This window comes from Vibrio kasasachensis (assembly GCF_050337565.1).
Classification (GTDB): domain Bacteria; phylum Pseudomonadota; class Gammaproteobacteria; order Enterobacterales; family Vibrionaceae; genus Vibrio; species Vibrio kasasachensis.
The window spans coordinates 135,229-158,644 of the sequence record NZ_JAKJTB010000013.1; the positions used below are offsets into that span (position 1 = coordinate 135,229).

Below are 23,416 nucleotides of genomic sequence, written 5' to 3' on the forward strand. Positions count from 1 at the left end.
TGACTCCTGATAATATCTACGCCACCCTTACTATTCATTTCATTTATTGGGCTTCGGCTTAGTACTGTTTTCATCATGATTTTTCCCGCGAACCAGACTTTCATGACACATGATACATAGCCCAATTCGGACCTTACGACTGATCCCAATAATCGGGTCAGAATCAGTATGCATGCTATGACAAGTAGCACATGTCATCTTGTTTGCATGGACATCATGAGTCCACTCAACCTCTCTTAAAACCGCTGGCGAGTGGCAAGCAATACATGTTTGATTCTGCGAAAAGACATCGATATCAGCGTGGTCATCAAAAGGCACAACCGTATCAAGCATGCCATCCTTGGGATGCATTCCTTTTACCCCGTGGCATGCTGTGCAGTTATTAAAAAACTCAGTACTAGAATGTTTGCCAGAAGAGGTGATAGCCGCAATGTTTTTGATTAAGCGCGTCTTTCTATGGCAGCGAATGCAGCGTTGGTTTTCCTTCACCAATTGTGCCATTTCAATTTCATTACTGACTTGAGAATCAAACCCTTTCGCTGATTGATTGGGTTGCAGTGTTGATGCCATTAGAAATTGTGAGCAGCTTAGGCACAGAAAAACAAACACATATCTAAAAATTACGAAGGTCATAATGGCAGTCATTCGATTAGCAATCATTTGAAACAGCTTGTCGGAAAATAAGGTTAATCAACGCAACCTTATTCCCCCTAATAAAAGTAATTACTTAAACTCAAGATTGATCACGCCACGATGATAAATATGATTAATTTGAGAGTTATCAAAAACGGCTACACCAAATGGATAAGGCTGACTCAAGTCCTTGAATTGGACATCTTGCGTCTCCGCATTTTCGCCGCTAGTAACTAATTTGCGTTTCATCTCTAACGTCCACACACCATCAGCCCAGACAGCAGCTACTTCCACATCACCCCGTGACCCCATAAATGGCGCTCCGGTTAAACCCGGTATACGCTCTGTCTTATCATAGTCAGCAGTAAATGGTTTTTTCTCTGACTCCAAAATCAATAGGGTTTCGTTGGTTAGATCGTCAGCAACGTAAGTGGGTTGCCCATCTTTAATATTATTAACGTAACCACCTCCAGTTTTACTGTCACCTTTACGACCCCATCCTTTGTTTTGCTTAGGGTCGGTATTACTGTCAACGTATTGGTCATCAAGTTGATTATGGGCTGCGGTTCGAACCCCTTTCCAGTGCCACATATCGATAAATTCATCTTCACTTAAAGTATATTTTCTTGCAGGATTAGCATCTTTTCTTCCGGCATTCATGCCATCTTTCGCTCGATGGCAAGCAGCGTTACACCCTTTTTCGGCAAAACCATCAGCATTGATGTTCCAATACATTGCAAATTTGTCTTCATAGTAAGTATTGTCATGCCCTGTACTGTCTTTATTCATCAGTTGTTTCCAGCTTCCATCTTCCTGCCTTACCCAAGGAAATCGCTCAAAACTTTTTGTAGGGTCATCATAGGTAACAAGGAAATATATATATTCACCATCATAGACTGACTTAAGCTCTACATTGGTTCTCTTCATTCCTTCATAACCATTGTTCGGTTTATACGGCAGCTTATTTACCCTTACATTTAATGGCGTCGCGTTATCCCAAGCTGCATCCACTTCACCATCAATAACAAGCGTTGACGTTGCCTTACCGCTCTCCAATACCATCTCTTTTGCCAAAATACTGTTAATGGGAGCCAATACTACAACCGTTAAGATACTAGTCGTTACCATGCTATATCTCACAACTCACTCCTAAGTTCACTCTTAACTTTGTTAAAATAAGCTTAGAAAGTGTATGGTTATTTTTCAATCAAACAGGCACGAATTGCTTCATTTGATATTGATACACCGTCATATTCAGTCGAAATAAACTCGCCACTTATCTGAAGAGTTTTTAACTATCTTTGGAAGGGAGGAGAGACTAATTGGGTTTGGTTGTTACATCCGATGAGCTGATGACAATAAACCGCCCTAATACATGGGCGGTTTTTAATTAGGCGTATCCGTATACTGGTAAATTAACGCAACTGGCTGTCTTTACTCGCTCTTCGATTGAAGCTATTAATTGCCTTGGCACGAACATCTTCTTTCTCCTGGCACTCTATACATAACTCAACACCCGGTATGATTTGTCTGCGTGCGTATGGGATCAGATCGCCACACTCTAAACAATATTCAGTGTCGTTGTATTCTTTATGGAGGTGCGCGCGAGCGCGGTTAATTGCATCAATAACAGTGGCATCGATTTGTTCTTGAACGCCACCATCTCTGGTAAATCCATTAGCCATAATGGTCTCCAAACGTAATGAATGACTAGGAAATCATTATCTATTATCAAGCACGCTTTGATAATCGCCGGAATTATTAATCACTATTACTTAGAAGTAATAATACAAATATTATCGTGATTTGCCTTCATCCATCAAAGATGATGCGTTAGCAATATCTTGCGCTGCTGATTTTAACAACTCTTCTTCATGTTGCTGTTTTTCATGCATCGCTTGAATGAGCAGGCGATCTAACTTAGCAAAGAATAGATCTTCTTCAGCTTTACCGCGTAAACGGATTTTGTCTGTAAAGTCCATATGTAGCCACCTTATCTTCTGACCACCTGTATTAAGTATAGATAACCACCAGCAGAATGAGATGCGCTTTGACTCAGGTGACTTTGTGATTTATTGCGAGGAAGCAGATTGGAGCAGCCTTATTCACATGAAATGAGCTAGAGGGTTGGCTCTAGCTCAAGCATGATAAATGACATCTTTGGTGTAAACGTTGGTGCCGAAGTTAGCTGATGATTAGAACTGGAAATCCAGCTTTGCCCATAGCGTTCGCCCGGGTTCATTTACTTTCATTGTTCTATCTTCGATTGGTAGTGCGTCGTTACCGCTGCCTGCTTTGCTAATGTGCTCGGCGTATTCTTTATCAAATAAGTTGTCGATGCCAAAGCTAAGTTGCAATTGGTCATCATATTGATACGCGCCATTAAGCGAAAAGATACCAAATCCTGCATTTTCACCTAAGTCTTGCCCGACAATATTGCCTTGACCAATAGCAACACGATCTTGTTTAGCTACGATGCGCCACAAGCTGCCAAACGACCAATTATTGTATTCGTAGTTCAGCATTAACCGCCCTTCTAATGGTGAAACCTGCCCTAGTGGTACGTTGTCTGTATCATTATCACCGTGGCTGTAAGCAACGGTAGCTGTAGTGGACAACCGTTGACTCAAAGCATACTCAAGAGAGGCTTCACCGCCATATAACGTCGCATCGATATTGCGTGCATTGGGCATAGATTGCGTATCAATAAGGATGTAGTCACTCAGCTTGGCATAAAATAGAGAAACAGAGAGTGTTGCAAAGCTTGAGTAACTCCAACCGATGTCTAATTGATCGGTTTTTTCCGAATCCAATGTCAACATTCTGCCTGCTTTCATTGTTTCCCAGTAATCAGGGATACGTTCAGAGTGACCAACACCAGCATAAAGCTGATGGGCATCAATTTGGTGCTCATAGCGAACAAATCCACTGAAGAAATCGTCATCACGTTGATTCTCTTTGCTACTGCTCGCCCAGCTTCCCATTAACTCTGTTTGCCAGTTATCATAACGTAGCCCGCTATACAGTGTGCCTTGAGCGAAAGCGTTCTCTAGTTCGACAAAAAGCCCCCAATTTTGCTGGCTAAAGATATCTTGGTAGCTTGCCGCTAACAGTTGATCTAAGCTGGTTCCCCCTCTGATATCTTGCACTTGGTTGATATGGTCAATACCGACTAGCGCAGTTGAGTCGTTAGAGAGATCTAATTCAGCCCAAATATAACCACCCAAAGTAGTACGGCGAGGGTTAGCACCAAACGGTAAAGGTGCACTGATATCAATCGAGCGGTCAAACTGATCCATGATGTGATCATTTTCATTCCAATAACCTTGGAATTTCAACTCACGCAACACTTGGTAATCAAACTCTTTTTCCGCGATCAGAGACCAATTTTCATTATCAATCGTGCGCGCTTTATTGAGTCGATCGGCATATTCAGCCTCTCCGCTTGAAGTTCCATAACTCACTTCAATTAGGCTGTCAGAGCTTGGAGTAAAACCGATGGCAGTATTAATATTCTGGCGATCATAACGTGATTGGATTTCTTGCCCGCCACCATCTTCGAAGTTATCGCTTTTAGAACCATTAATGTCTAGGCTCCAATAATAATGCTCATTACCTGCTTTAAGTTCAGAGAGATAATCTTGTCGCCCAAAACTGCCTGCAGTGATACTGGCTCGCCCCTCAACACTGGGCTCGGTAAAGCCAACGTGCTCGCGTTCAAATAAAATCGTTCCCGCAGAACCCATAGGACCGTATCGAACCGTTTGTGGTCCTTTAATAACGGTAACTTGGTCATAGGTTTCAGGGCTAATGTAGTTGGTGGGTGGGTCCATTCGACCGCCACACGTGCCCGCTAGCTGCTGACCATCGTTAATGATGCTGATTCGAGAACCAGCCATTCCGCGAAGGCTTATGTCACCGCCCGCGCCTCCCTTTCTTGTCACACTAAAACCGGGGATCGTTTTTAGATAACCGGAACCGTCAAATGAAGGCAGTGGCTGCCGTGGTAATTTAGGATCAGTGATGGTGATCAACCCATCCTCAGCAAGATCTGCCATCACTATCATCTGCTCATTGCATTTTTCGCCTGCGCATTCAGATGCCATGGTCGAAGGTATCCAAATCAGAGCGGGTAAAAAGAGGGCTGAAGTAATTTTGTTTTTATTCATATTTAACATCTCGAATGTCAATTATTGTTTCGATAATGTTACTTCCCCGTTGCTAATTACCAATAGCGAAAGATAAAGGTGTGACAATTGGTCGCAGCAAGCCGTGATCTCAAGCACGCGCTTTAGGGTGAAACCATGGGTAACTGATTGTTTTCCTATGCAAATAATAATGTGACTGTTAAGTTAATAACTATATTTTTACATGTTAAACGATAGGTATTGTGAATAAAGTTATCACCACTCTTAGCGACCAAATAACACCATTACGCATTTTATTGCTTTGTCGAACCTTGTGGTTGATAGCAATTTTTAGTTTTGTACGTTTTGAACTGGTTAGTGTTAGCTTTGCCGTATTAATTGCTGCGAGTTTGATTCACCTAATAAGCATTGCGCTTATAGCGAAAATGAAACGCCCTTCTCCAAGAGTGCTGGCACTGCAAATTGCGGTCGATTTACTGACGATGACTTTACTGCTCGCCTTTAATGGCGGTGCGACCAACGCGTTCGTGACCGCGCTATTAATCCCTGTTGTCTTTTCCAGTATTGGGCTAAGTTGGATGTACTGCACTGGTTTTACCCTAGCCGCAATTTGTGCATACAGTCTATTAATGCTGAATATGTCCAGTGACATGGCACACCACATGGATATGGCGAGCCACTATCATGGTATGTGGATTAACTTTATTTTATCGACCTCGGTTATCGCCTTGGTGGTGAGTTCAATGGCAAAAATGGTGACCCGACGCGAGCAATTTATTGCCGCCCAACGGGAACAACAACTGAGGCAAGAGCAAATACTGGCTATTAGTATTGCCTCGGCGCAGGTAACACATAACATCGCCACCCCACTCGCTACCATTCAATTGTTATACGAAGAGCTGCAAGAAGATTACCCTGACAACCGTTTGATCAAAAATGGGCAAGCGTCATTAAAAGCTTGTACCCAACACCTCGATGATTTTCGCAAACAAATTAGCCTTATTCGCGAAGGTCATGTCGATTGGGTCGCCACCAAAGAGTTAGTCGCAAAACTACAAGACTCTGCCCTGTTGTATTTCCCTGACCAACAATTAAAAATCAATTGCAATACTTGCGATGGGAATATTTGGTCTGATGAAATGCTGATACCTGCCTTGGTCAACCTATTACAAAATGCGGTTAACTCCAACCATCAGAACGGCAAGAATATGCTGGAGTTAAATTGCTTTATCAACAATGAACAATGGGTCATGGAATTACGAGACTATGGCAAAGGGTTAAACGACGATGACTTTGCTGATCTTGGCTATGAACTGATTGATAGTGACAAAGGATTAGGCATTGCCGCCCTACTCTCCAACATGACTATAGAAAGATTGGAAGGCACTCTACAAGTACAAAACCACCCTGACACCGGCTGTATCACCAGAGTGGCTTTAAAATTCAAAAATGACAGGTGACTCAACCATGAAGCTGCTAATTATTGAAGACGATTCAGCTTATGCCGATATCATCGCTTGCAGAATGAGGCGACAAGGGTTTAGTTGTGAAACCATTAACCATGCCGACCTTGCCTTACATAAAGCAATGCTGTGGCAGCCGACACATATCTTGTTAGACCTAAAGCTCGCTAACGAGAGCGGTTTAGATTTAATCGTGCCGCTGCGCGCTTCTTTGCCCATGGCAAAAATCATTTTGCTGACGGGCTTTGCTAGCATAGCGTCAGCGGTTGAAGCAATGCGACGAGGTGCCGATGATTACCTAGCCAAGCCTGTTGATTCAAACACCCTACTTAAAGCCTTAATGGGTGAAATCAATTTGGAAGCATTAACACTCAAAACCATGAGCCCAGACCAACTAGCTTGGGAGCACATCAACCAAGTGTTGTCGAATAACGACGGTAATATTTCAGCCACCGCGCGCCAACTCGGAATACACCGCCGAACCTTACAAAGAAAGCTGCAAAAGAAGAACTTGGAAGTGTAGCCACTATTCTTATTCGATGTAGGTTCTTCTCATCAACCAATCGATACGGGAAAAATAACGCATTTGTGGACAAAAATCATTTTCGTAAAATCGAACATTAGCATTTTATGAATAACTACAGGTATAGAAAAGTCGCTTAGCTTGGTGTCCAGTACTGATGGTGCAGATCAGTTAAGACTTGGTCAACTACCCTACTCATTTGAATTGCTGTCGATATAGCGAAGGCGATATGCCTTTGTATTTTTTGAACAGACGGTTAAAGTTCGAACGATTGCTATAACCAACTCTTTCTGCAATTAAGCTTATGGGTTGTGACGTCGTTGTAAGCAATTGAGATGCATGATTCAATCTTAACTTAGTCAAATAAGTGATATAACTTTCGTTAAAATGTTGAATAAACCAACGATGAACAGTGTTTTCACTCACATGCATGTAGTCCGCGAGCTTCTTTAACGTGATATCGGATGAATAATGGCTGTCGATGTACTTACAGACTTGAGCAATTTTGCTGAAATCGCTACTGGTCTTTTCCCTTTCTCCTTGTGAAGCATAGGAGAGTAACGTGATGTGTGATTGATCAGCACACAGTTCCCCCAGAATCTGAATTAATACCGCAAGCTGCCCAATAGGGGAAAGGTCATTAAAATCATTTAGATGTTGGCAAACCTTCTCTGCGGTTTGTGTCGAGAACCTTATACCTTTGTTCGCATTTTGTATCACAGGAGCTAACTGCCGAAGCTCGGCGCAGCTGTACATGAGTTGAGCGATCCACTCCTCTCGAAACCAGATTACATGAGTTTCACATGGATTTTGTTCGTCGGAATTTAGCGATTCAAAGCTATGCGCAAGACCTGGACCAATCAATAGCAGTTCGTTGTGTTCTATCTGCCCTTCAAAATGTGCAACTCTTGATTTCCCCTGAAAGTTTCTATGTAAAACCAGCTCAAGCTCTTGATGAACGTGCCAATTTTCTGGTTTGACGACTTCTTCGAACATCTTATAGCGCCATGACCAGCCAAGCCTTTGTGGCACTTTTTGTATCGTTGCTTTCATCCAATGTCATTCAGAATAATTCATCATAAGGTGCATGATGACACACATTGATCATTAATCAATAAAAGTATCACTAGTCGATAGAATAGTATCACTAACCAAAGATAGAACTGATAAGGTGAATCAATCGGCACACAGTATAGGAGAACCAAACAATGTCCGAATATCTTAATTGCTTAATGCCAAAGCTCACCTCTCTTGTGGAAGCAAACCAAAAGGCGTTATCTCTGGCAACAGAGTTGTTCGCTCAAGCCATTGTTAAAGACAACATGATACAAGTCTTAGGAACAGGTCATTCGCACATGATTGGTTTAGAAGGGTTTATTCGTGCCGGTGGTCTTGGCAACATCAATGCTATTTTAGACTCAGTACTGCTCACCAATGATGGCGCATTAAGAGGCTCTGCAATGGAAAAGCTGCCAGGGTTGGCTGAAGTGATTTGGAATGACCAGAACATTTTACCCAATGATGTGGTTATGGTTATTTCCAATTCTGGGAGAAATGCGCTTCCAATCGAATTTGCACAAATTGCAAAAGCTAAGGGACATCCGGTTATCGCGATAACTTCAGTAGAACAGTCATCTAAATACCCAAGCCGCCATAGCTCTGGTCTGAAATTGATGGATATTGCAGATATCGTCATCGACAATCAGGTTCCCCCGGGTGATGGCTTGTGTAATGTGAATGGTAAAGTGACAGGGGCATTTTCCAGCATAGCAGGCATGATGATCATGAATATGCTGGTGGTAGAATCTCAGAAAGAAGCATTAAAACAAGGCGTCACTCCGCTTATCTTCTCTAGCCAGAATATAGATGATTTCGATAATGACTATGTGTATCAGCACTTTGGCTCTCGATTAAAATCCATGTAGATGATTGACGTGTGAATTTAGCTCCGAAGTAAGAAAAAACGAGTCAGCGTAAATTATGATGTGTGTCCTTTACCGAAGTACTCTTTACCGAAGTAGATAGTAGATGACTCATATGTACTATATTTTATGGCTGATAGGGCTGCCCAAATGCATTACACCAGCGTAAATATGGATCTGAAAATTTAATCTTATGAGCCTTAAACTCACTTGAATTATATGGCCAATAGCTTTTTACATGGTTTTTCAACCATTCTACCGTATCTGCATATTCCCCATGATTTTCATCTGACAGCACTTCTAACAAATTGTGATAACCATACAGCCCTCCACAATCTTCGGGAGGGCATGTCATTTGACCATCTAAACATTTAGGATATACAGCATCATAATGCGCCAAAAACATACCGATTAACGTTATCTCATGGTGCCAACCATCGCCAAAATCATAAACATAATCAATTGTATTACCTAACGATGTGAAATATTTTTTCACCGAAAATTCCCAACCTGCAACTATGCTTTCGTCGCACTCTGACTCGGGAAGACCAATGCTCTTTCCTTTTGTTGGACCTGATTTTCTTGGTGAAAACTCATGCAAATGGTAGTCAAGCCAGCCCATCGCATCTTGGATAGCGACGTGAAGTTCCCAAAAGTTATAATGATCGGGAACATCAATCTCTCGCCATATTTCCGGCTCGCTTCCCAATAGTGAAACTCTGAATCGAAGAATTTTTTGATGCATCATGGATAACCTTATAAACTTCAAGAAAAGATAGCGCGACTTAGAAAGCTAACAGTCGCGTCTAATGTTCACATGATGCAGTCTTTCATTTCTTACCTCAATTTATAATCAATAGGTTAATGACTATATTGTGAGCCTAGACTGCTCAGTAACGTTTAATTTCTTGCTATTCCGAGTTCGGGTAACTTTTAGTATGGAAAAATCACATTAACGAGATATGAATGAGTATTAACTCTGCCTAATGTTGGGCCGAAGTGAGGCAGCGCAGATCTCGCAGTATCGAAGATGAACAAAAGCAAAGTATTTACTGAAGAAGCTTAGCCTTATCTATTGATATGTGTGCCCTTGTATTTGTTGGCTGAAGTTAGCAAATACCGTGATCTACTGGTCTCATTCCAGTGATGTCTATTGGCGTCTCTTGCTGGTTTATTATTGCTGTCAGCAATGATGCCGAGCCTAGAGCCAGTGTCCAACCAAGCGTTCCATGACCAATGTTAAAAAAGAGATTATCCACACCCGCTTTACCTATGATAGGAACACTACTAGGCGTAACAGGGCGAATACCTGCCCAAGTATGTTTTATATCGCTGTAGATTCCCGCTTTGGGAAAATTATTCTTACAAACATTCAGCAAATGCTCAATACGGCTTTCATCTATATTGCTATTGTAGCCAACGATGTCGGCACAGCCAGCTATCCGCAGTTTGTCGCCAACGCGACTAACAACGACTTTGTTATCAACGTCGGTGACGCAAACTTCAGGGGCAAACTCAGTTGCCGGAACGGTAATGCTGTAGCCTTTAATGGGATAGATGGGAAGTTTAAGCCCAATATCTCTTACAAGGTTTCGGCTTTCTGGTCCTGTCGCTAACACATAAGCATCGGCATGGATAGGACCATTGGAAGTTTCGAGATGCTGAATAGACTGACCAGTTTTTACCAATCGATTTACACGGCAGTTAAAGTGAGCTTCAAAATCCTTATCATGTTTCATTGTCTTAAGAAGTTCGCTAGCTAAATGGTGAGGATTCCCTACTTCATCAATAGATGAATATATTCCACCTGCTATCGGTTGCGACAATTGCAGCAAACTTGGCTCTAGTTCTATACATTGCTTCTCACTAAGAATCTCTAGTTTACACCCCCATTCATCCTTTTGTCTGACTCGTACAGCAGCTTTCCGCAGCTCCTCTTGGTTTGTGTAAATGAGTAATTTCCCCGACCCCCTATGTTCAAACTCAAAGCCTGACTCTGATAATACTGAATGAAGTACATCTCTTGAATGAAGGGAAAGCCTCAAAAGGGTTCGCGTATTGAATTCTTCCTTATGAGCCTGACCATTGATTAAAAACTTGCTACCCCATTTAACTAGACTTGGGTCTGGTGAAAGCTTGATGCGAAAGGCTGGATCCATTCCCGCCATTATCTTCGGAATTTTCTTTATGAGACTTGGTGATGACATAGCGTCAACATACGAGTAACTCAGTTGGCATCCGTTAGCAAAACTCGTCTTTAGCGCTGGTCCGTCTTCGGCATCTACTAAGATTACGCGATAACCTGCTTTTTTTAGTAAGTAGGCTGTCGTTATTCCTATAATTCCAGCCCCAACGATAGCAATTGTTTTCTCTGCCATTTTCCTAACCTTATCAAATCCCTTGAATGAAAGTCAGAGCCCTTCAAATTAAAACAAATCAGAAGGATACACACCATAACAATAACCATAAAGTAGGCTATTTTGAAACCCTACTTTATGGTTATTGAGCGATGACTCCCGAGCAAATCTAGTCTCTGCGTCTTCAATATGACCTGCATCTATACCCGTCATACTTGAAGTTGCAGCGGTGTTGGCTGTATTCGTGCGCCCCAATCACATAGTCCACCTATGCTCAGGGGGCTTTCTTACTTGCCGCCTACCTGCACCTTCAAGTTTCTTGGGTATATTCATTTCTATTTGGTCATTTTTAGAACCAATCATTTTCATTTAGTCTATTTATTAATCAATAACAAACGTGTAACATTTATCACTATTACAACCGCTTAATTTTATTAATCTTGTGTTGTTGCAAATTCTTACCTCTATAACTAATACAACAATAAAGAGACCTCTTTGGCATGTGAGTGCCAAACCGAGCAAACAGGACTTAAGTTATGATTATCTCAGCCTCTACCGATTACCGTGCCGCTGCAAAAGCCAAACTGCCTCCGTTTTTGTTTCACTACATCGATGGGGGCTCTTATAACGAACACACTCTAAAGCGCAACACCGATGACCTTTCCGACATCGCGTTACGTCAACGCGTACTAAAGAACATGGAAGATCTGAGTTTAGAAACGGAACTGTTCGGTGAAAAGCTGGCCATGCCTATCGCGTTAGCGCCTGTAGGTCTTACTGGTATGTATGCTCGACGTGGTGAAGTACAAGCAGCAAAAGCCGCTGATAACAAAGGTATTCCTTTTACTATGTCGACTGTTTCTGTCTGCCCGATTGAAGAAGTTGCCCCCGCAATAGAACGCCCAATGTGGTTCCAACTTTATGTTCTGAAAGATCGGGGGTTTATGCGCAATGTGCTTGAGCGCGCTAAAGCGGCTGGCGTCACCACTTTAGTCTTCACTGTGGATATGCCAGTGCCGGGGGCACGCTATCGTGATATGCGCTCAGGTATGAGTGGTCCAAATGCAGCAATGCGCCGTGTAATCCAATCTATGTTGCATCCGAGCTGGGCATTAGATGTAGGCGTATTGGGTAAACCTCATGACCTAGGTAATATTTCGACTTATCGAGGTGAACCAACTAAATTGGAAGACTATATTGGCTGGTTAGGTAACAACTTTGATCCTTCTATAAGCTGGAAAGATCTCGAATGGATTCGTGATTTTTGGGATGGTCCTATGGTCATCAAAGGCATCCTAGATACCGAAGACGCCAAAGACGCAGTACGTTTTGGGGCTGATGGTATTGTCGTCTCTAACCACGGCGGGCGTCAGCTTGATGGCGTACTTTCAACCGCTAAAGCACTGCCAAATATTGCGGATGCGGTAAAAGGCGATTTAAAAATATTGGTTGATTCAGGTGTTCGTACTGGTCTTGATGTGGTGCGAATGCTGGCACTGGGTGCCGACTGTACCTTGCTTGGTCGTTCGTTTGTTTATGCATTGGCCGCACAAGGGCAAGCCGGCGTTGAGAACCTGCTCGATCTATACGATAAAGAAATGCGCGTGGCTATGACGCTGACTGGCGCAAAAACCATTGCTGACCTAACTCGCGAGTCTTTGGTTTAGATGGCTTAAACACTGCTTTAACGACAAAGTGGACGCGAAAAGGAAAGGCGAGCTAATGCTCGCCTCTGTTGTTTCAACTGTATTTTAACTTGAAGTATCGGTACTTGGTTGCTGAGCTAACTTCAACTCTTGCTGATGAAGCTTCTTATCCAATTCGTCGCGTCTTGCTTTGAAACTAGCCATCTCTTTCTTAGACACTGAATTAGCCATAGGAATATTTGCTTTCATTGCGTTGACTGCTCTGCCACGTACAATCAATTCATAGTGAATATGCGGGCCGGTTACACGACCAGACTTACCAGAGAGACCAATACGCTGACCGCGGTTTACCTTTTGCCCCTTGCGCACTAAAATTTTGCTCAAGTGCAAGTAGCGAGTTTTGTAGGTGCTGCCATGTTGCACCACCACATAGTTGCCAGCATAAGGGTGTTTACGCGTCATGATGACCACGCCATCACCGGTAGATACAATTGGGGTACCCGTCGGAGTTGCCCAGTCGGTACCGTTGTGAGGTGATACACGCCCTGTTACCGGATGTTTACGATGCGCATTAAAATTTGAACTTAAACGGTAATTACCATTAACTGGCTTACGCTGGAATGCACGCTGTAAGCTCTCACCTTTTTTATCGTAATATTGACCATCCGAGTGAAGATAAGCGGTAAATTCGCCACCACGATTGAAGATTTTTATTGCTTGAATTTCTCGGTTTCCGGTAAGTTGCTCATCAACATATTGGCGAGACTGCACCACTTCAAACCTATCGCCCGCGCGTAAATCACGTGAGAAGTTAATCTTATCTTTTAATAAACTGACGATTTGCTCAACTTCGGAGATCCCCAAGCCTAATCGGTTCACAGATTGGGAAAAGCTACCGTTGATTTTCCCAACCATCGCAAACTCTTTCCAAACACCGGGGATCTTAACATCCGTGAATTCGAAACCATCATCTGCGGTGCGAGTATAAACTGCACGCTCTACTAAACTAAATTCCAATTCCATTTTATTTAGAGAATTGGTTTCTTCATCACGCCAAAAACGAAGGGTATTGCCTGGTTTGAGAGTATCCAACGCCAAGTAGTTCAAGTCAGTTTCCATAATTTTCATTAGGTCACTGTAGCCAAAACCAAGCTGTTCAAAGATAGAGCTTAAGTTATCACCCGCGCGAATTTGGTATTCGTAATCTGGTATATCCGCTCTTTCAGTCGTTTCGTTAAGGAAAGAGTTGACGAGTATTGATTCTGGAATAGTGATATCAATAGTGCGGATAGTAGATGGCTGGTTGCCAATAGAAGCCATGACAATAATCGCCATGAGAGGCAAACTCAATAACATCATTTTTTTACGTTTCGACAATTCGAAAACGCGTGCTTTTATTGTTCTTACTTGCACAATTTGACCTTATAGCAATTTGGATTGTTATCTATGTTTAGTGTGAAAGACTGCATTTCCACATTCAAAAAATGGCTATAAGATTACGTATTTATTACTGATTTGTCACCCCATCAGAACCACTTTGCGATCAAAAAAGGCGCTATACGCGCCCTCTTCCTAACAACTCACACAGTAAGTGAATACCAACTAGCTGAATTTATTATTAATATGTATGGACTAAGCCGTTATCTTCACCAAAGCCATTCGGCTTATATTGATCGGCGCTAGGATCATTGACCCATCGTTCGTTGTCTATTAAGTAACGAAATTCAAATTGCTGGTCTTTAGGCAGACGAGTTTTGAATTTGAATGACTTACTTTTCGCCACTTTCTTCATTAGCATTGGCTGCCAATCAAGAAAATCCGCAACTAACGCCACACTGTTATTTGCGTGCTCTTGGGATAACTCAAAAGTTACTTCAACTTCATCCTTAGTTTTAAAAAATCGCTTATTAATCATTTATTACTCCGTCAACAACAAGAAAAATAATGCTATTCAATATAGGTAATCTATGTAGCCTGAACAACTGTTTATTTATTGTGCAGCAAAAACTTCAAATCTCTGTTAACGGTAACTTCCATCTGTTTATTGTCACTCGGCACTTCTGCAAGAGGCTGATTTCCCCTATGTTGGCGATAGTTCAACGTAAGTTGTGAGTCTTGAATTTTTAGTTGGTCAATCTGAATGCGGTCACCAATCAACAGCTCATTGACCAATACCATTCGTTTACGTTGAGAGTCGTAGCGAAACGCTGCTAAATAATTGAATAATCCGCTGCCTTGGTTTGAGACGGTCATCACTGACACATATTGGTTAGTATCGATGAAGGTTAGCCATTTGGTGCTCACTGTTACTTGTCCACGTTCAGCACCTGTATCATATGAGCCTAGAACTCTTTGCGATTGTTCGTTAAAGGTATCGATGAAGGCAAAAGCTTGCGCTTCTGGAACTTGAATGGTCCAAGGGTTAGGAGATTGAATATCAAATACCTGTTTGACTATCGGATCATAAACTTGGCTTTGACGGTTAAATTTGGCAAGAATCACTTCATCGTCAATACTAAAACGATAGACACCGGCAATCACAACAGCGATCAAAAGAACGATTGGAATCAATAAGATTAGTGGTATAGGTAACAAGCGTTTTTTCATAGTTGGCTTATGCTGTATATTCTTTTAGTTGAGGATTAACATATCAGCGCCTTAGCGTTATCTCAAGGAATGATAATGAAGCAAGCTCATAAAGTTCGCATGGCTGAATGCAGCTGTGGTCAAGTCAGTATAATCTGTCGAGGCGAACCAATTCGAACCGCCATATGCCATTGTTTTGCGTGTCAAAGAAGAACTGGCAGTGTGTTTGGAGTGCAAGCTCGATTCACCCGCGAGCAAGTTTCATACAGCGGGGAGCTTACTGAATACACTCGCATCAGTGATACTGGTAATCAAGTTCATTACTCTTTTTGCCCTAGCTGCGGCACAACTGTGATACTGACATTATCTCTATACCCTGAGTTTACCATTATCCCTGTTGGTATTTTCACCAGCCAAGATCTTCCTCAACCCAGTTTTTCCGTTTATGAACAACACAAACACAGTTGGGTGAAGTTTGACTGTCAGGTTGAACAAATTCCTTAGCCATTTTTGAGCTATTCCCCTTTCGACTTGCTGCTCTCAGCGCTATAATCACGTCCTAATTTTGGGGGAGTAATTCAGTGGTTTCTCGACTACCTCGTTGGGTGGAATACGGAGCATTCCTTCTTGCCCTACTCGCAGGAATAGTAAATGCAATCGGTCTACTTGGTTTTCAACACCAAGCGGTTTCGCATATCTCCGGCACTGTAACCCTGCTAGGTACGAGTATTGAATCTCTTGATGGTATGACAAGCCACCTGCTAATGATTCTGGTGAGCTTCTTAATTGGCGCTATGTTGGCAGGCGCTTTCTTCGAGAGTGCCGCTTTAAAATTTGGTCGCCGCTATGGCGTTGCTCTGTGTATTGAGGCGGGTTTACTGTTCATCGCTTACCTATTTTTAGAGCAAAACATTACCATGGGGCAATATTTTGCTTCTGCTGCTTGCGGCTTGCAAAACGCGATGATCACCACATTCAGTGGAGCGGTGGTTCGAACAACACATATGACAGGGATCGTGACCGACCTCGGTATTATGATTGGCGCGCGTTTACGTGGAGAGCAATTCGACTATCGCAAAGCAAAGTTGTTTGTATTCATCTTTAGTGGCTTTTTGCTCGGCGGCATTATTGGTGCAAAACTCTATGGTATCTACGCCATTGCTTCATTAATGGCACCTATCTCACTAGCCCTTATTTTGGCGCTTGCTTACTGGCTTTATCTGTACCTTTCGCGCAAGAAAAAATAGCCTGACTCTTCTGTACAAAAACCTCAGTTAGCGAACATCCTAACAACACAAACACATTTGCCTATAATTCATACAGGTTACGGCAGTTTATGATGAATAATTAGCGATATTTATTGAATAGTATTGCGTAAGTCGCAAAAAAGCAGTAGTCTGCGCCAAACTGACTAAATACGGATGTATAGTGAATAAGTATGCCAAGGAGATTGGCTATTATTGACTAGTTGCAACACGAGATTCGCAATGACAAATAAAACTCAAACAACCGGAAAGCACAAATCAAAATCAAACTTCTGGATCTTTTTGATTCCTTCTTTGATCGGTTTGTTCTTGTTTATGGCACCTGTTACCTATAACGGTGACATTACCATTCCTATTGCGATACTGGCCAAATCTATCCAAGCATTGCTGGGGGATTATCTTGTTGGCATCGTGACTGCAATCGTGGCATTTATGGCGACAGCTTCTGCGCTTTTTCGCGTTAAGAACCCAACTTTTATTGCTAACAGCACATTTTTAAATGGGTTATTCAACCCATCACCTCTTTGGTTGGCAGTACGTGTCATTGGTGGCATTGCGGTAGTAATGACTTACTTTCAAATTGGACCAAAAGCCATTTGGGAAGGCAACACTGGTGGTTTAGTGCTCGAAGGCTTGTTACCAACGCTATTCTCTGTGTTTATTTTTGCTGGTCTACTACTCCCACTACTACTTAACTTCGGCTTGTTAGAGTTGTTTGGTACATTGCTGTCAAAAGTAATGCGTCCAATATTCAACCTTCCTGGTCGTAGCGCGATTGACTGTATGGCTTCTTGGTTGGGTGATGGCAGTGTTGGTATCTTGCTTACCAGTAAACAATACGAAAACAAGTTTTATACCGAGCGTGAAGCTGCCGTTGTTGGTACAACCTTCTCTGCCGTATCGATTACGTTTAGTTTGGTGGTAATAGCGCAAGTTGAGCTTGAACATATGTTCCTGCCATTTTACGCAGCGATCTGTTTAGCTGGTTTCGTTGCTGCAGTGATCATCCCTCGCCTACCACCACTAAGCTACAAGAAAGACACCTTTATTGATGGTACGTCTCCTGCACACGATGCTGATGCCATTCCTATGGGGCACTCTAGCTTTACTTGGGGTTTGGAGCTTGCTTTAGAAAAAGCAGGAAGAGTGAAATCAATTAAGACGATTCTGACTGAAGGCGTTCATAATGCAGTAGATATGGTTTTTGGTGTGCTGCCTGTCGTGATGGGTCTTGGTACTGTGGCATTGGTTATCGCGGAATACACGTCAGTATTTACATTCCTAGGGCAGCCTTTTATTCCATACCTAGAGCTATTAGGCGTACCGGAAGCGACTGAAGCATCAAAAACGATTGTGGTTGGTTTTGCCGATATGTTCATCCCGTCTATTCTTGCTGCGTCGATTGAAAGTGAGATGACTCGTTTTGTTATTGCGGCTATGTCTGTTACTCAACTGATTTACATGTCAGAAGTGGGAGCGCTGCTACTTGGTAGCCGTATTCCAGTAAACATTTTTGAGCTGTTTGCTATCTTTGTTCTACGTACACTGATCACCCTACCTGTGATTGCTGGTGTGGCGCACTTAATCTTCTAAGTGGCACCTTGTTAAACAACAAATATACAAAAGGCTGCCAGTGGTGAATTGGCAGCCTTTTTAGTATCTAACGATCATCCCATCTTGAAATAGATTTAACCGATTACTTACGCGGTTTAATTGATCGGTAAGCCACGTCAGTTAGATAGTCATTCAAGCGATGTGAAGCTGCCACAGCCTCTTCTGCATCGGTATGGCTAACCGCTCTTAGTACTGCGGCATGTAAAGACGATGCTTCAACTAAGTCTGAGTCCATATTCTTAAATGCAAACCAAAAACGACGTGATAGACCCTGCAATGGAGCCATGGCTAATTGCAGGTACTCATTGCTCGCCGCTTTTACTAATACATTATGGATGTCTTTTAATAGTGAAGCATAGAGTTGATCATCACCGTTCTCGGCACATACTTCTAATTGTTCAGCTAAAGAAAGCATCTGTTGTTTCTCATCAACACTGGCACGCGAAGCTGCGTAGTTAACACACAGCGCTTCGATATCTCGACGAACTTCTAAAATTTTCAGTTGGCTTTCTACCGAAATTATCGGGATCTGAATACCTCTCCGAGGGTGAATTTCCACCATACATTCATAAGCAAGTCTTTGCAGAGCCTCACGTACTGGTGTTCGCCCTAGCTCCAACTCTTCAGATAACTGTTTTTCACTCACCATACTCCCTGGTTCTAATTCACGGAAGATGATCATTTTCTCAAGCTTGCTGTATGCAACCTCAGTCTTATTGATAGCGATAGCGCTCATGTACGTCCTTTTCCTTTTTCCAATCTTTTAGTGAGCAAGGTCACGTTAAGAACTAATGCTATTGTACCAGAAAATAATTTGGGAATATATTAAAAGCATACAACTGATATATCAGATGAACATCAGTTATCTATTAGTGAGGTAAGAATGAAATCTTGGAACATTATCCGTCGTTATGAAAGCACACCCGATCTACCTGTATTAGCAGAAGTAGAAGTGCTAGTCATCGGTGGTGGTCCTGCTGGTGTTGCAGCAGCGGAAAGCGCTGGACGCCTTGGTAAAGACACTTGGCTAATTGAAAAGTACGGCTTTTGTGGTGGTGCTGCGGTAGCAGGACTATCAGGCACTATCTGTGGCATGTATATGGCGACAGAGAAAGAAAACCCACAACCTGAACAAGTGGTATACGGCTTCACCGAGCGTTTTCGTCAAGCACTAGAAAGTAAAGGTGGCGTTACCGCTCCACAACTTTATGGTAAAACGTTCACCGTAACGCACGACCCTCTAGTATGGCGTGAAGTTGCGGATGACTTCCTTGAAGAAGCTGGCGTAAAAACTCTATTCCATACCGCTGTTACTGGCGTAATCATGGATGGTGATGCATTCAAAGGCGTGATCGTTGAATCTAACGCAGGTCAAAGCATCATCTTGAGTAAAATGATCATCGACGCATCTGGTGATGCAGCCGTGATTGCTCGCGCTGGCATGGATTACTACTTCGGCGATAACGGTCGTATTCAAAACCCAACTATGTTCTTCCGTTTCGGCGGTGTAGACATGGATAAGTACCTTGAGTACTACGGTGAAGACACGATTTGCCCGCCAAAAGTAACCGAGAACATTCTGGCTGCGAACAAAGCAGGTAATTACGATTTACCTCGCCACAAAATTTGGATATTCCCTACGACTCGCGCTAACGAGTTGATGGTGAACGCGACACGTTTGGCCGGTCAAGATGGCCGTATTCTGAACGTGATTGATCCTGAAGATTTCACTGAAGCTGAAGTGTTTGGTCGTCGCCAAGTACGTGAGTATGCGCGCTTCCTAAATGAATTCGTTCCGGGCTGTGAAGATGCTTTCGTGGTTGATACAGGTGTTGAAGTCGGTATCCGTCAAACACGCTCAATCGTTGGTGTTGAAACACTGACAAACGAAGACGTAGTGAACTGCCGTAAGCGCGAAGACGGCATTTGCCGCACACCATGGCCTATCGAGCTTCACTCAGGTGACAAGCCAAAACTGCACTGGCTATTAGACGATTATTACGACATTCCATTCCACACTTTAGTACCTGTAATTGGCGAAAACATTATCGTCGCGGGTCGTTGCTTGAGCGCAGAACACGAAGCTTTGGCTTCTGCTCGTGTAACAGCACAGTGTTTTGAATTAGGTCACGCTGCCGGTGTTGCAGCAGTACAAGCAATAGATAAAAATTCGGCGATTCGCGACCTAAACGTTGCACAAATTCGCGCCACCATGATTGAAAATGGCTCACGCCTGTAAGGATTAAGAATATGAATGATGTAAAAATTAAACGCGTCGAACTTTATGCGGTAGCTGACCGCGAAGCGGCACCTGTGCCATGGGCAGATAACCAAGAACCTCTGCTATACACGAACAACATCGTACGTATTATCTGTGATGATGGTACTGAAGGTGCGGGCGCGACTATCAGTTACACTGAGAACGATTTCGACCGTTGTATCATTGAATCACTTCGTACTGTTGTTCCTGGTCTTATTGGTAAAAACCCTCTAGCAACACAAGAGCTATACAACTGGCTACAATCTCGTTGTACTTGGGGCGGTCTTCCTGCGAAATCTCCTATCGACATCGCAGCGTGGGATATCAAAGCGAAAAAAGCAGGCATGCCTTTGTACATGCTATTGGGTGGCGCGCGTGAAAAAATGCTGTCTTACGCATCAACGCCAATGTTCGACACTGTAGAAGAGTACTTCCCGTACCTAGACGACTGTATCGAACACGGCTTTACAGCCATCAAACTTCATTGCTACTGCGTATACGCAAAAGACGTCGCGTTAGTTGATGCTGTACAAGCTCGTTACGGTAAAACAGGCATTCGTTTCATGCTTGATACTGCAACCTTCTACACGCCTGAGCAAGCAATGGCGATGGCAAAACGTCTAGAAAGTTACAACTGGGAATGGTTCGAAGCTCCAGTCTCTGACTACGACTACAACACTTACAAGCGTCTAGTTGATCACACAAATCTTGAGATTTCAAGCCACGGTAACTGCTTGCTTACATTGCAAGAAGTAACGTACGCGCTTTCACAAAACATGTGGTCTGACGTTCGCCAAGACGCAACAGTTTGTGGTGGTATTACGCCATTGAACAAATGTTTCCACATTGCAGAAGGTTTCTCAAAGAACCTTGAAATCCAATCAATGGGTTACACACTAACGCAAGCAGCAAACCTACATGTAGCACTTGCGCACAACAACTGTAAGTTCTTCGAACAGTTCTACCCATACGATGATTTCGAACTAGCGTCGAAAACAGTCATTCGTACAGACAAAGAAGGCTTTGTTCACGCTCCTAAAGGCAACGGACTAGGTGTCGAGATGGATTGGGACAAAGTGAAAGAAATGTCTGTGGCATCTTACGTTTTTGAATAATCGTATGCCAAGAAACAAAAATAATTAAGTACAGAGACAGCAAAGTCTGACACCTCTTCCTACATTGCTCTTCCCTTCACGCTCTTACCAATTAAAGAGTGGAAGGGAAGACAAAAAATGATGTCAGTAGTCACTAAAACGCCGTCCGAGTATTCGCAAAATTAGACAATATTGGAAAGTCACAAAATGAAATTGAATACTTCAGAAATCGACTGGAAACTCACCTTTGGCAGCTTTGGATTCGTTCTGCTTCTAGGTGTAGTTGCCGTGCTATTCCCAGAGACTGTGAAAAGCACAATGAGTGCCATGCTAGACTTTACCGTGATTAACTTCGGTTCAGGTTTCCTTTGGTACACCATGTTTGCTACAGGCGCACTTTTATACATCGCATTCTCGAAATACGGTGATATCCGTATGGGCGATAGCAAGCCAAAATTCACTAAATTCCAGCTATTTGCAATGGCACTGTCTGCTGGTATGGGCGCAAGTACTATGTACTGGGGCTTTATTGAAGCGGTTTACTACTTCATGGACCCACAATTTGGCATCACTGATAAAGCAATGGCTATGGAATACGCGTCAGCGTACAACATGTTCCATTGGGGTGCTGCTGGCTGGTTTATCTACCTAATCGTTGCTATTCCATTTGCAGTTGTATTCTATCTAAAAGGTAGCCGTCGCATGAGCTTAAGTGGTGTTATCAACGCACTATTTAACGACCGCCTGCCAGGTTGGGCACAAAAGTTCATCGACCTACTATTCATCATCACGACTCTAGCAGCAACGGCACTAACGCTAGGTCTTGGTATTCCAATGATTTCATCAAATCTAGCAAGCTTAACTGGTATTCCTGATAACCTAATGCTCGGTATAGGCGTTATCCTTGGTCTATCGGTTATTTTCTCTATGAGTTCATACATCGGTATCGAAAAAGGTATGGCTCGTCTATCAAGCGCAACAATCTACATCTGTGCGGCGTTTGTAGGCATCATCTTCATCATCGGTCCTTCTGCACTGATCATGAACAACCTAACCAACGGTGTTGGTGTGATGTTATCGGAATACATCCGTATGAGCACCAACACTGACCCGTTTGGTACCACACTATTCCCACAATATTGGACTGTGTTCTTCCTAGCAAACTGGATCTCTTACTCTCCTGGTGTAGGTGTATTCATCACTAAGATCATCCAAGGTCAAAAACTACGTGACGTTATCCTAATCCTAGTTATCGGCGGCACAATGGGTTCTGCGGTTATCTTTGGTGTGTGTGGTACGTTCTCTATGGATCTGATCAACACTGGCGTTATCGATGGCGTTAAACTGATTGGTGAAGGTCAACCGACTGAACTTGTAAAACAGATCTTTAACTCAACATCTATCCCAATGGTGCTAACTGCGATTTACTTAGTGACTATGATTCTGTTCACGGTAACAACTCTAGATGGTACGTCTTACTCTCTAGCGGGTATCGCGACTAAGCAACTTGATGATGAAGCGAACGTAAACCCTATGTTCCGTCTGTTCTGGTGTCTACTACTGACTGCTCTGCCAATCATCTTCTTGCTGATCAATGCCGACCTGAACATTCTGAAAGCGTTCCCAGTACTAATTATCGTATTGATTGTTCCTGTGTTCTTTGTTGCAGCGGTGAAAACTCTGCAATACCTAAAACTGAACTACAACTCAATCATGGCTCATCAACTTGAGCAAGATAAGCTGCTAGGTCTTGATACTGAAGAAGTTCAAGCTGAAACAGCAACGCAAAAACCAGCTATCCAAGCATAAGTTTGAAGTAGTTGGGTAATAGAAATAAGTCATAAGTACAAGGCACCGCAATGCGGTGCCTTTTTTTGTTTCGTCATCAGGTAACATCATAAAAAT

General features: G+C 42.8%; 22 protein-coding genes. 10 read left to right on the top strand and 12 right to left on the bottom strand.

Translation table 11 applies throughout. From position 1 onward, the window contains the following. Positions 1-39 precede the first annotated feature (39 nt). From L4C38_RS11340 to L4C38_RS11360, 5 genes are all read right to left on the bottom strand, one after another. A complete protein-coding gene (locus tag L4C38_RS11340) occupies positions 40-570 on the bottom strand; it encodes a multiheme c-type cytochrome (protein ID WP_428797670.1) in 531 nt (176 codons plus the stop codon). 153 nt (positions 571-723) lie between these two features. Next, entirely contained in the window at positions 724-1,773 is a 1,050-nt protein-coding gene (locus L4C38_RS11345) for an ethylbenzene dehydrogenase-related protein (protein ID WP_428797671.1), read from the bottom strand. A gap of 275 nt (positions 1,774-2,048) precedes the next feature. Next, the gene (locus tag L4C38_RS11350; RefSeq protein WP_428797672.1) at positions 2,049-2,318 is read right to left on the bottom strand and encodes a DksA/TraR family C4-type zinc finger protein; all 270 of its coding nucleotides are present in this window, start codon (positions 2,316-2,318) and stop codon (positions 2,049-2,051) included. Positions 2,319-2,429: 111 nt separating this feature from the next. After that, complete coding sequence (locus L4C38_RS11355) at positions 2,430-2,615, bottom strand: hypothetical protein (RefSeq protein WP_428797673.1); 186 nt, start codon at positions 2,613-2,615, stop codon at positions 2,430-2,432. A 213-nt stretch (positions 2,616-2,828) separates the two neighbouring features. Beyond that, positions 2,829-4,802: a TonB-dependent copper receptor gene (locus L4C38_RS11360; RefSeq protein ID WP_428797674.1), complete on the bottom strand. Its 1,974-nt coding sequence runs from the start codon at positions 4,800-4,802 to the stop codon at positions 2,829-2,831. 221 nt (positions 4,803-5,023) lie between these two features. Between L4C38_RS11360 and L4C38_RS11365 the strand changes: the two genes are divergently transcribed. Further along, positions 5,024-6,241, top strand: coding sequence for an ATP-binding protein (locus tag L4C38_RS11365; RefSeq protein ID WP_428797675.1), 1,218 nt, complete (start codon positions 5,024-5,026; stop codon positions 6,239-6,241). A gap of 7 nt (positions 6,242-6,248) precedes the next feature. Then, positions 6,249-6,767 (top strand): response regulator transcription factor, encoded by a 519-nt coding sequence (locus L4C38_RS11370; protein ID WP_428797676.1) that lies wholly within the window; start codon positions 6,249-6,251, stop codon positions 6,765-6,767. A 195-nt stretch (positions 6,768-6,962) separates the two neighbouring features. Here L4C38_RS11370 and L4C38_RS11375 read toward each other — a convergent pair whose 3' ends face one another. Next, complete coding sequence (locus L4C38_RS11375) at positions 6,963-7,820, bottom strand: AraC family transcriptional regulator (RefSeq protein WP_428797677.1); 858 nt, start codon at positions 7,818-7,820, stop codon at positions 6,963-6,965. Between the two features lie 155 nt (positions 7,821-7,975). On the opposite strand from L4C38_RS11375, the gene L4C38_RS11380 reads away from it, so the two are divergent. Beyond that, positions 7,976-8,692 (top strand): sugar isomerase domain-containing protein, encoded by a 717-nt coding sequence (locus tag L4C38_RS11380; RefSeq protein ID WP_428797678.1) that lies wholly within the window; start codon positions 7,976-7,978, stop codon positions 8,690-8,692. A 124-nt stretch (positions 8,693-8,816) separates the two neighbouring features. Here L4C38_RS11380 and L4C38_RS11385 read toward each other — a convergent pair whose 3' ends face one another. Together L4C38_RS11385 and L4C38_RS11390 are read right to left on the bottom strand one after the other, a co-directional pair. Next, the gene (locus tag L4C38_RS11385; RefSeq protein ID WP_428797679.1) at positions 8,817-9,437 is read right to left on the bottom strand and encodes a plasmid pRiA4b ORF-3 family protein; all 621 of its coding nucleotides are present in this window, start codon (positions 9,435-9,437) and stop codon (positions 8,817-8,819) included. A 361-nt stretch (positions 9,438-9,798) separates the two neighbouring features. After that, positions 9,799-11,067 carry a D-amino acid dehydrogenase gene (locus L4C38_RS11390; RefSeq protein WP_428797680.1) on the bottom strand — a complete coding sequence of 423 codons (1,269 nt, stop codon included), beginning with the start codon at positions 11,065-11,067 and terminating at the stop codon, positions 9,799-9,801. 515 nt (positions 11,068-11,582) lie between these two features. Between L4C38_RS11390 and lldD the strand changes: the two genes are divergently transcribed. Next, complete coding sequence (lldD, locus tag L4C38_RS11395; RefSeq protein WP_428797681.1) at positions 11,583-12,713, top strand: FMN-dependent L-lactate dehydrogenase LldD; 1,131 nt, start codon at positions 11,583-11,585, stop codon at positions 12,711-12,713. Between the two features lie 84 nt (positions 12,714-12,797). Here lldD and shyA read toward each other — a convergent pair whose 3' ends face one another. From shyA to L4C38_RS11410, 3 genes are all read right to left on the bottom strand, one after another. After that, positions 12,798-14,105, bottom strand: coding sequence for a peptidoglycan DD-endopeptidase ShyA (shyA, locus tag L4C38_RS11400; protein ID WP_489686411.1), 1,308 nt, complete (start codon positions 14,103-14,105; stop codon positions 12,798-12,800). 205 nt (positions 14,106-14,310) lie between these two features. Beyond that, entirely contained in the window at positions 14,311-14,607 is a 297-nt protein-coding gene (locus L4C38_RS11405) for an isoamylase early set domain-containing protein (protein ID WP_428797682.1), read from the bottom strand. Between the two features lie 71 nt (positions 14,608-14,678). Continuing rightward, positions 14,679-15,299, bottom strand: a complete 621-nt coding sequence (locus L4C38_RS11410) for a hypothetical protein (protein WP_428797683.1) — start codon at positions 15,297-15,299, stop codon at positions 14,679-14,681. 75 nt (positions 15,300-15,374) lie between these two features. Here L4C38_RS11410 and L4C38_RS11415 point away from each other — a divergent pair, with 75 nt between their 5' ends. The 3 genes from L4C38_RS11415 to L4C38_RS11425 all read left to right on the top strand — a co-directional run bounded on the left by L4C38_RS11415 (position 15,375) and on the right by L4C38_RS11425 (position 18,136). Then, positions 15,375-15,782 (top strand): GFA family protein, encoded by a 408-nt coding sequence (locus tag L4C38_RS11415; protein WP_428797684.1) that lies wholly within the window; start codon positions 15,375-15,377, stop codon positions 15,780-15,782. Positions 15,783-15,859: 77 nt separating this feature from the next. Beyond that, a complete protein-coding gene (locus tag L4C38_RS11420) occupies positions 15,860-16,525 on the top strand; it encodes a YoaK family protein (protein WP_428797685.1) in 666 nt (221 codons plus the stop codon). Positions 16,526-16,765: 240 nt separating this feature from the next. After that, entirely contained in the window at positions 16,766-18,136 is a 1,371-nt protein-coding gene (locus tag L4C38_RS11425) for a YjiH family protein (RefSeq protein ID WP_428797686.1), read from the top strand. A 103-nt stretch (positions 18,137-18,239) separates the two neighbouring features. On the opposite strand, the gene L4C38_RS11430 is transcribed toward L4C38_RS11425, so the two are convergent. Beyond that, on the bottom strand, positions 18,240-18,893 hold the full coding sequence (locus L4C38_RS11430) for a GntR family transcriptional regulator (protein ID WP_428797687.1): 654 nt from the start codon (positions 18,891-18,893) through the stop codon (positions 18,240-18,242). A gap of 147 nt (positions 18,894-19,040) precedes the next feature. On the opposite strand from L4C38_RS11430, the gene L4C38_RS11435 reads away from it, so the two are divergent. The 3 genes from L4C38_RS11435 to L4C38_RS11445 all read left to right on the top strand — a co-directional run bounded on the left by L4C38_RS11435 (position 19,041) and on the right by L4C38_RS11445 (position 23,320). Then, positions 19,041-20,396 (top strand): FAD-dependent oxidoreductase, encoded by a 1,356-nt coding sequence (locus tag L4C38_RS11435; RefSeq protein WP_428797688.1) that lies wholly within the window; start codon positions 19,041-19,043, stop codon positions 20,394-20,396. 11 nt (positions 20,397-20,407) lie between these two features. Further along, positions 20,408-21,532 carry a mandelate racemase/muconate lactonizing enzyme family protein gene (locus tag L4C38_RS11440; RefSeq protein ID WP_428797689.1) on the top strand — a complete coding sequence of 375 codons (1,125 nt, stop codon included), beginning with the start codon at positions 20,408-20,410 and terminating at the stop codon, positions 21,530-21,532. Between the two features lie 186 nt (positions 21,533-21,718). After that, positions 21,719-23,320: a BCCT family transporter gene (locus L4C38_RS11445; RefSeq protein WP_428797690.1), complete on the top strand. Its 1,602-nt coding sequence runs from the start codon at positions 21,719-21,721 to the stop codon at positions 23,318-23,320. Positions 23,321-23,416: the final 96 nt, after the last annotated feature.

What these genes read in the sequence shown, in the direction of transcription:
- L4C38_RS11340 (WP_428797670.1), bottom strand. Translation starts at nt 570, where the DNA reads ATGGCATCAACACTGCAACCCAATCAATCAGCGAAAGGGTTTGATTCT.
- L4C38_RS11350 (WP_428797672.1), bottom strand. Translation starts at nt 2,318, where the DNA reads ATGGCTAATGGATTTACCAGAGATGGTGGCGTTCAAGAACAAATCGAT.
- L4C38_RS11355 (WP_428797673.1), bottom strand. Translation starts at nt 2,615, where the DNA reads ATGGACTTTACAGACAAAATCCGTTTACGCGGTAAAGCTGAAGAAGAT.
- L4C38_RS11360 (WP_428797674.1), bottom strand. Translation starts at nt 4,802, where the DNA reads ATGAATAAAAACAAAATTACTTCAGCCCTCTTTTTACCCGCTCTGATT.
- L4C38_RS11370 (WP_428797676.1), top strand. Translation starts at nt 6,249, where the DNA reads ATGAAGCTGCTAATTATTGAAGACGATTCAGCTTATGCCGATATCATC.
- L4C38_RS11375 (WP_428797677.1), bottom strand. Translation starts at nt 7,820, where the DNA reads ATGAAAGCAACGATACAAAAAGTGCCACAAAGGCTTGGCTGGTCATGG.
- L4C38_RS11380 (WP_428797678.1), top strand. Translation starts at nt 7,976, where the DNA reads ATGTCCGAATATCTTAATTGCTTAATGCCAAAGCTCACCTCTCTTGTG.
- L4C38_RS11385 (WP_428797679.1), bottom strand. Translation starts at nt 9,437, where the DNA reads ATGATGCATCAAAAAATTCTTCGATTCAGAGTTTCACTATTGGGAAGC.
- L4C38_RS11390 (WP_428797680.1), bottom strand. Translation starts at nt 11,067, where the DNA reads ATGGCAGAGAAAACAATTGCTATCGTTGGGGCTGGAATTATAGGAATA.
- lldD (WP_428797681.1), top strand. Translation starts at nt 11,583, where the DNA reads ATGATTATCTCAGCCTCTACCGATTACCGTGCCGCTGCAAAAGCCAAA.
- L4C38_RS11405 (WP_428797682.1), bottom strand. Translation starts at nt 14,607, where the DNA reads ATGATTAATAAGCGATTTTTTAAAACTAAGGATGAAGTTGAAGTAACT.
- L4C38_RS11410 (WP_428797683.1), bottom strand. Translation starts at nt 15,299, where the DNA reads ATGAAAAAACGCTTGTTACCTATACCACTAATCTTATTGATTCCAATC.
- L4C38_RS11415 (WP_428797684.1), top strand. Translation starts at nt 15,375, where the DNA reads ATGAAGCAAGCTCATAAAGTTCGCATGGCTGAATGCAGCTGTGGTCAA.
- L4C38_RS11425 (WP_428797686.1), top strand. Translation starts at nt 16,766, where the DNA reads ATGACAAATAAAACTCAAACAACCGGAAAGCACAAATCAAAATCAAAC.
- L4C38_RS11430 (WP_428797687.1), bottom strand. Translation starts at nt 18,893, where the DNA reads ATGAGCGCTATCGCTATCAATAAGACTGAGGTTGCATACAGCAAGCTT.
- L4C38_RS11435 (WP_428797688.1), top strand. Translation starts at nt 19,041, where the DNA reads ATGAAATCTTGGAACATTATCCGTCGTTATGAAAGCACACCCGATCTA.
- L4C38_RS11440 (WP_428797689.1), top strand. Translation starts at nt 20,408, where the DNA reads ATGAATGATGTAAAAATTAAACGCGTCGAACTTTATGCGGTAGCTGAC.
- L4C38_RS11445 (WP_428797690.1), top strand. Translation starts at nt 21,719, where the DNA reads ATGAAATTGAATACTTCAGAAATCGACTGGAAACTCACCTTTGGCAGC.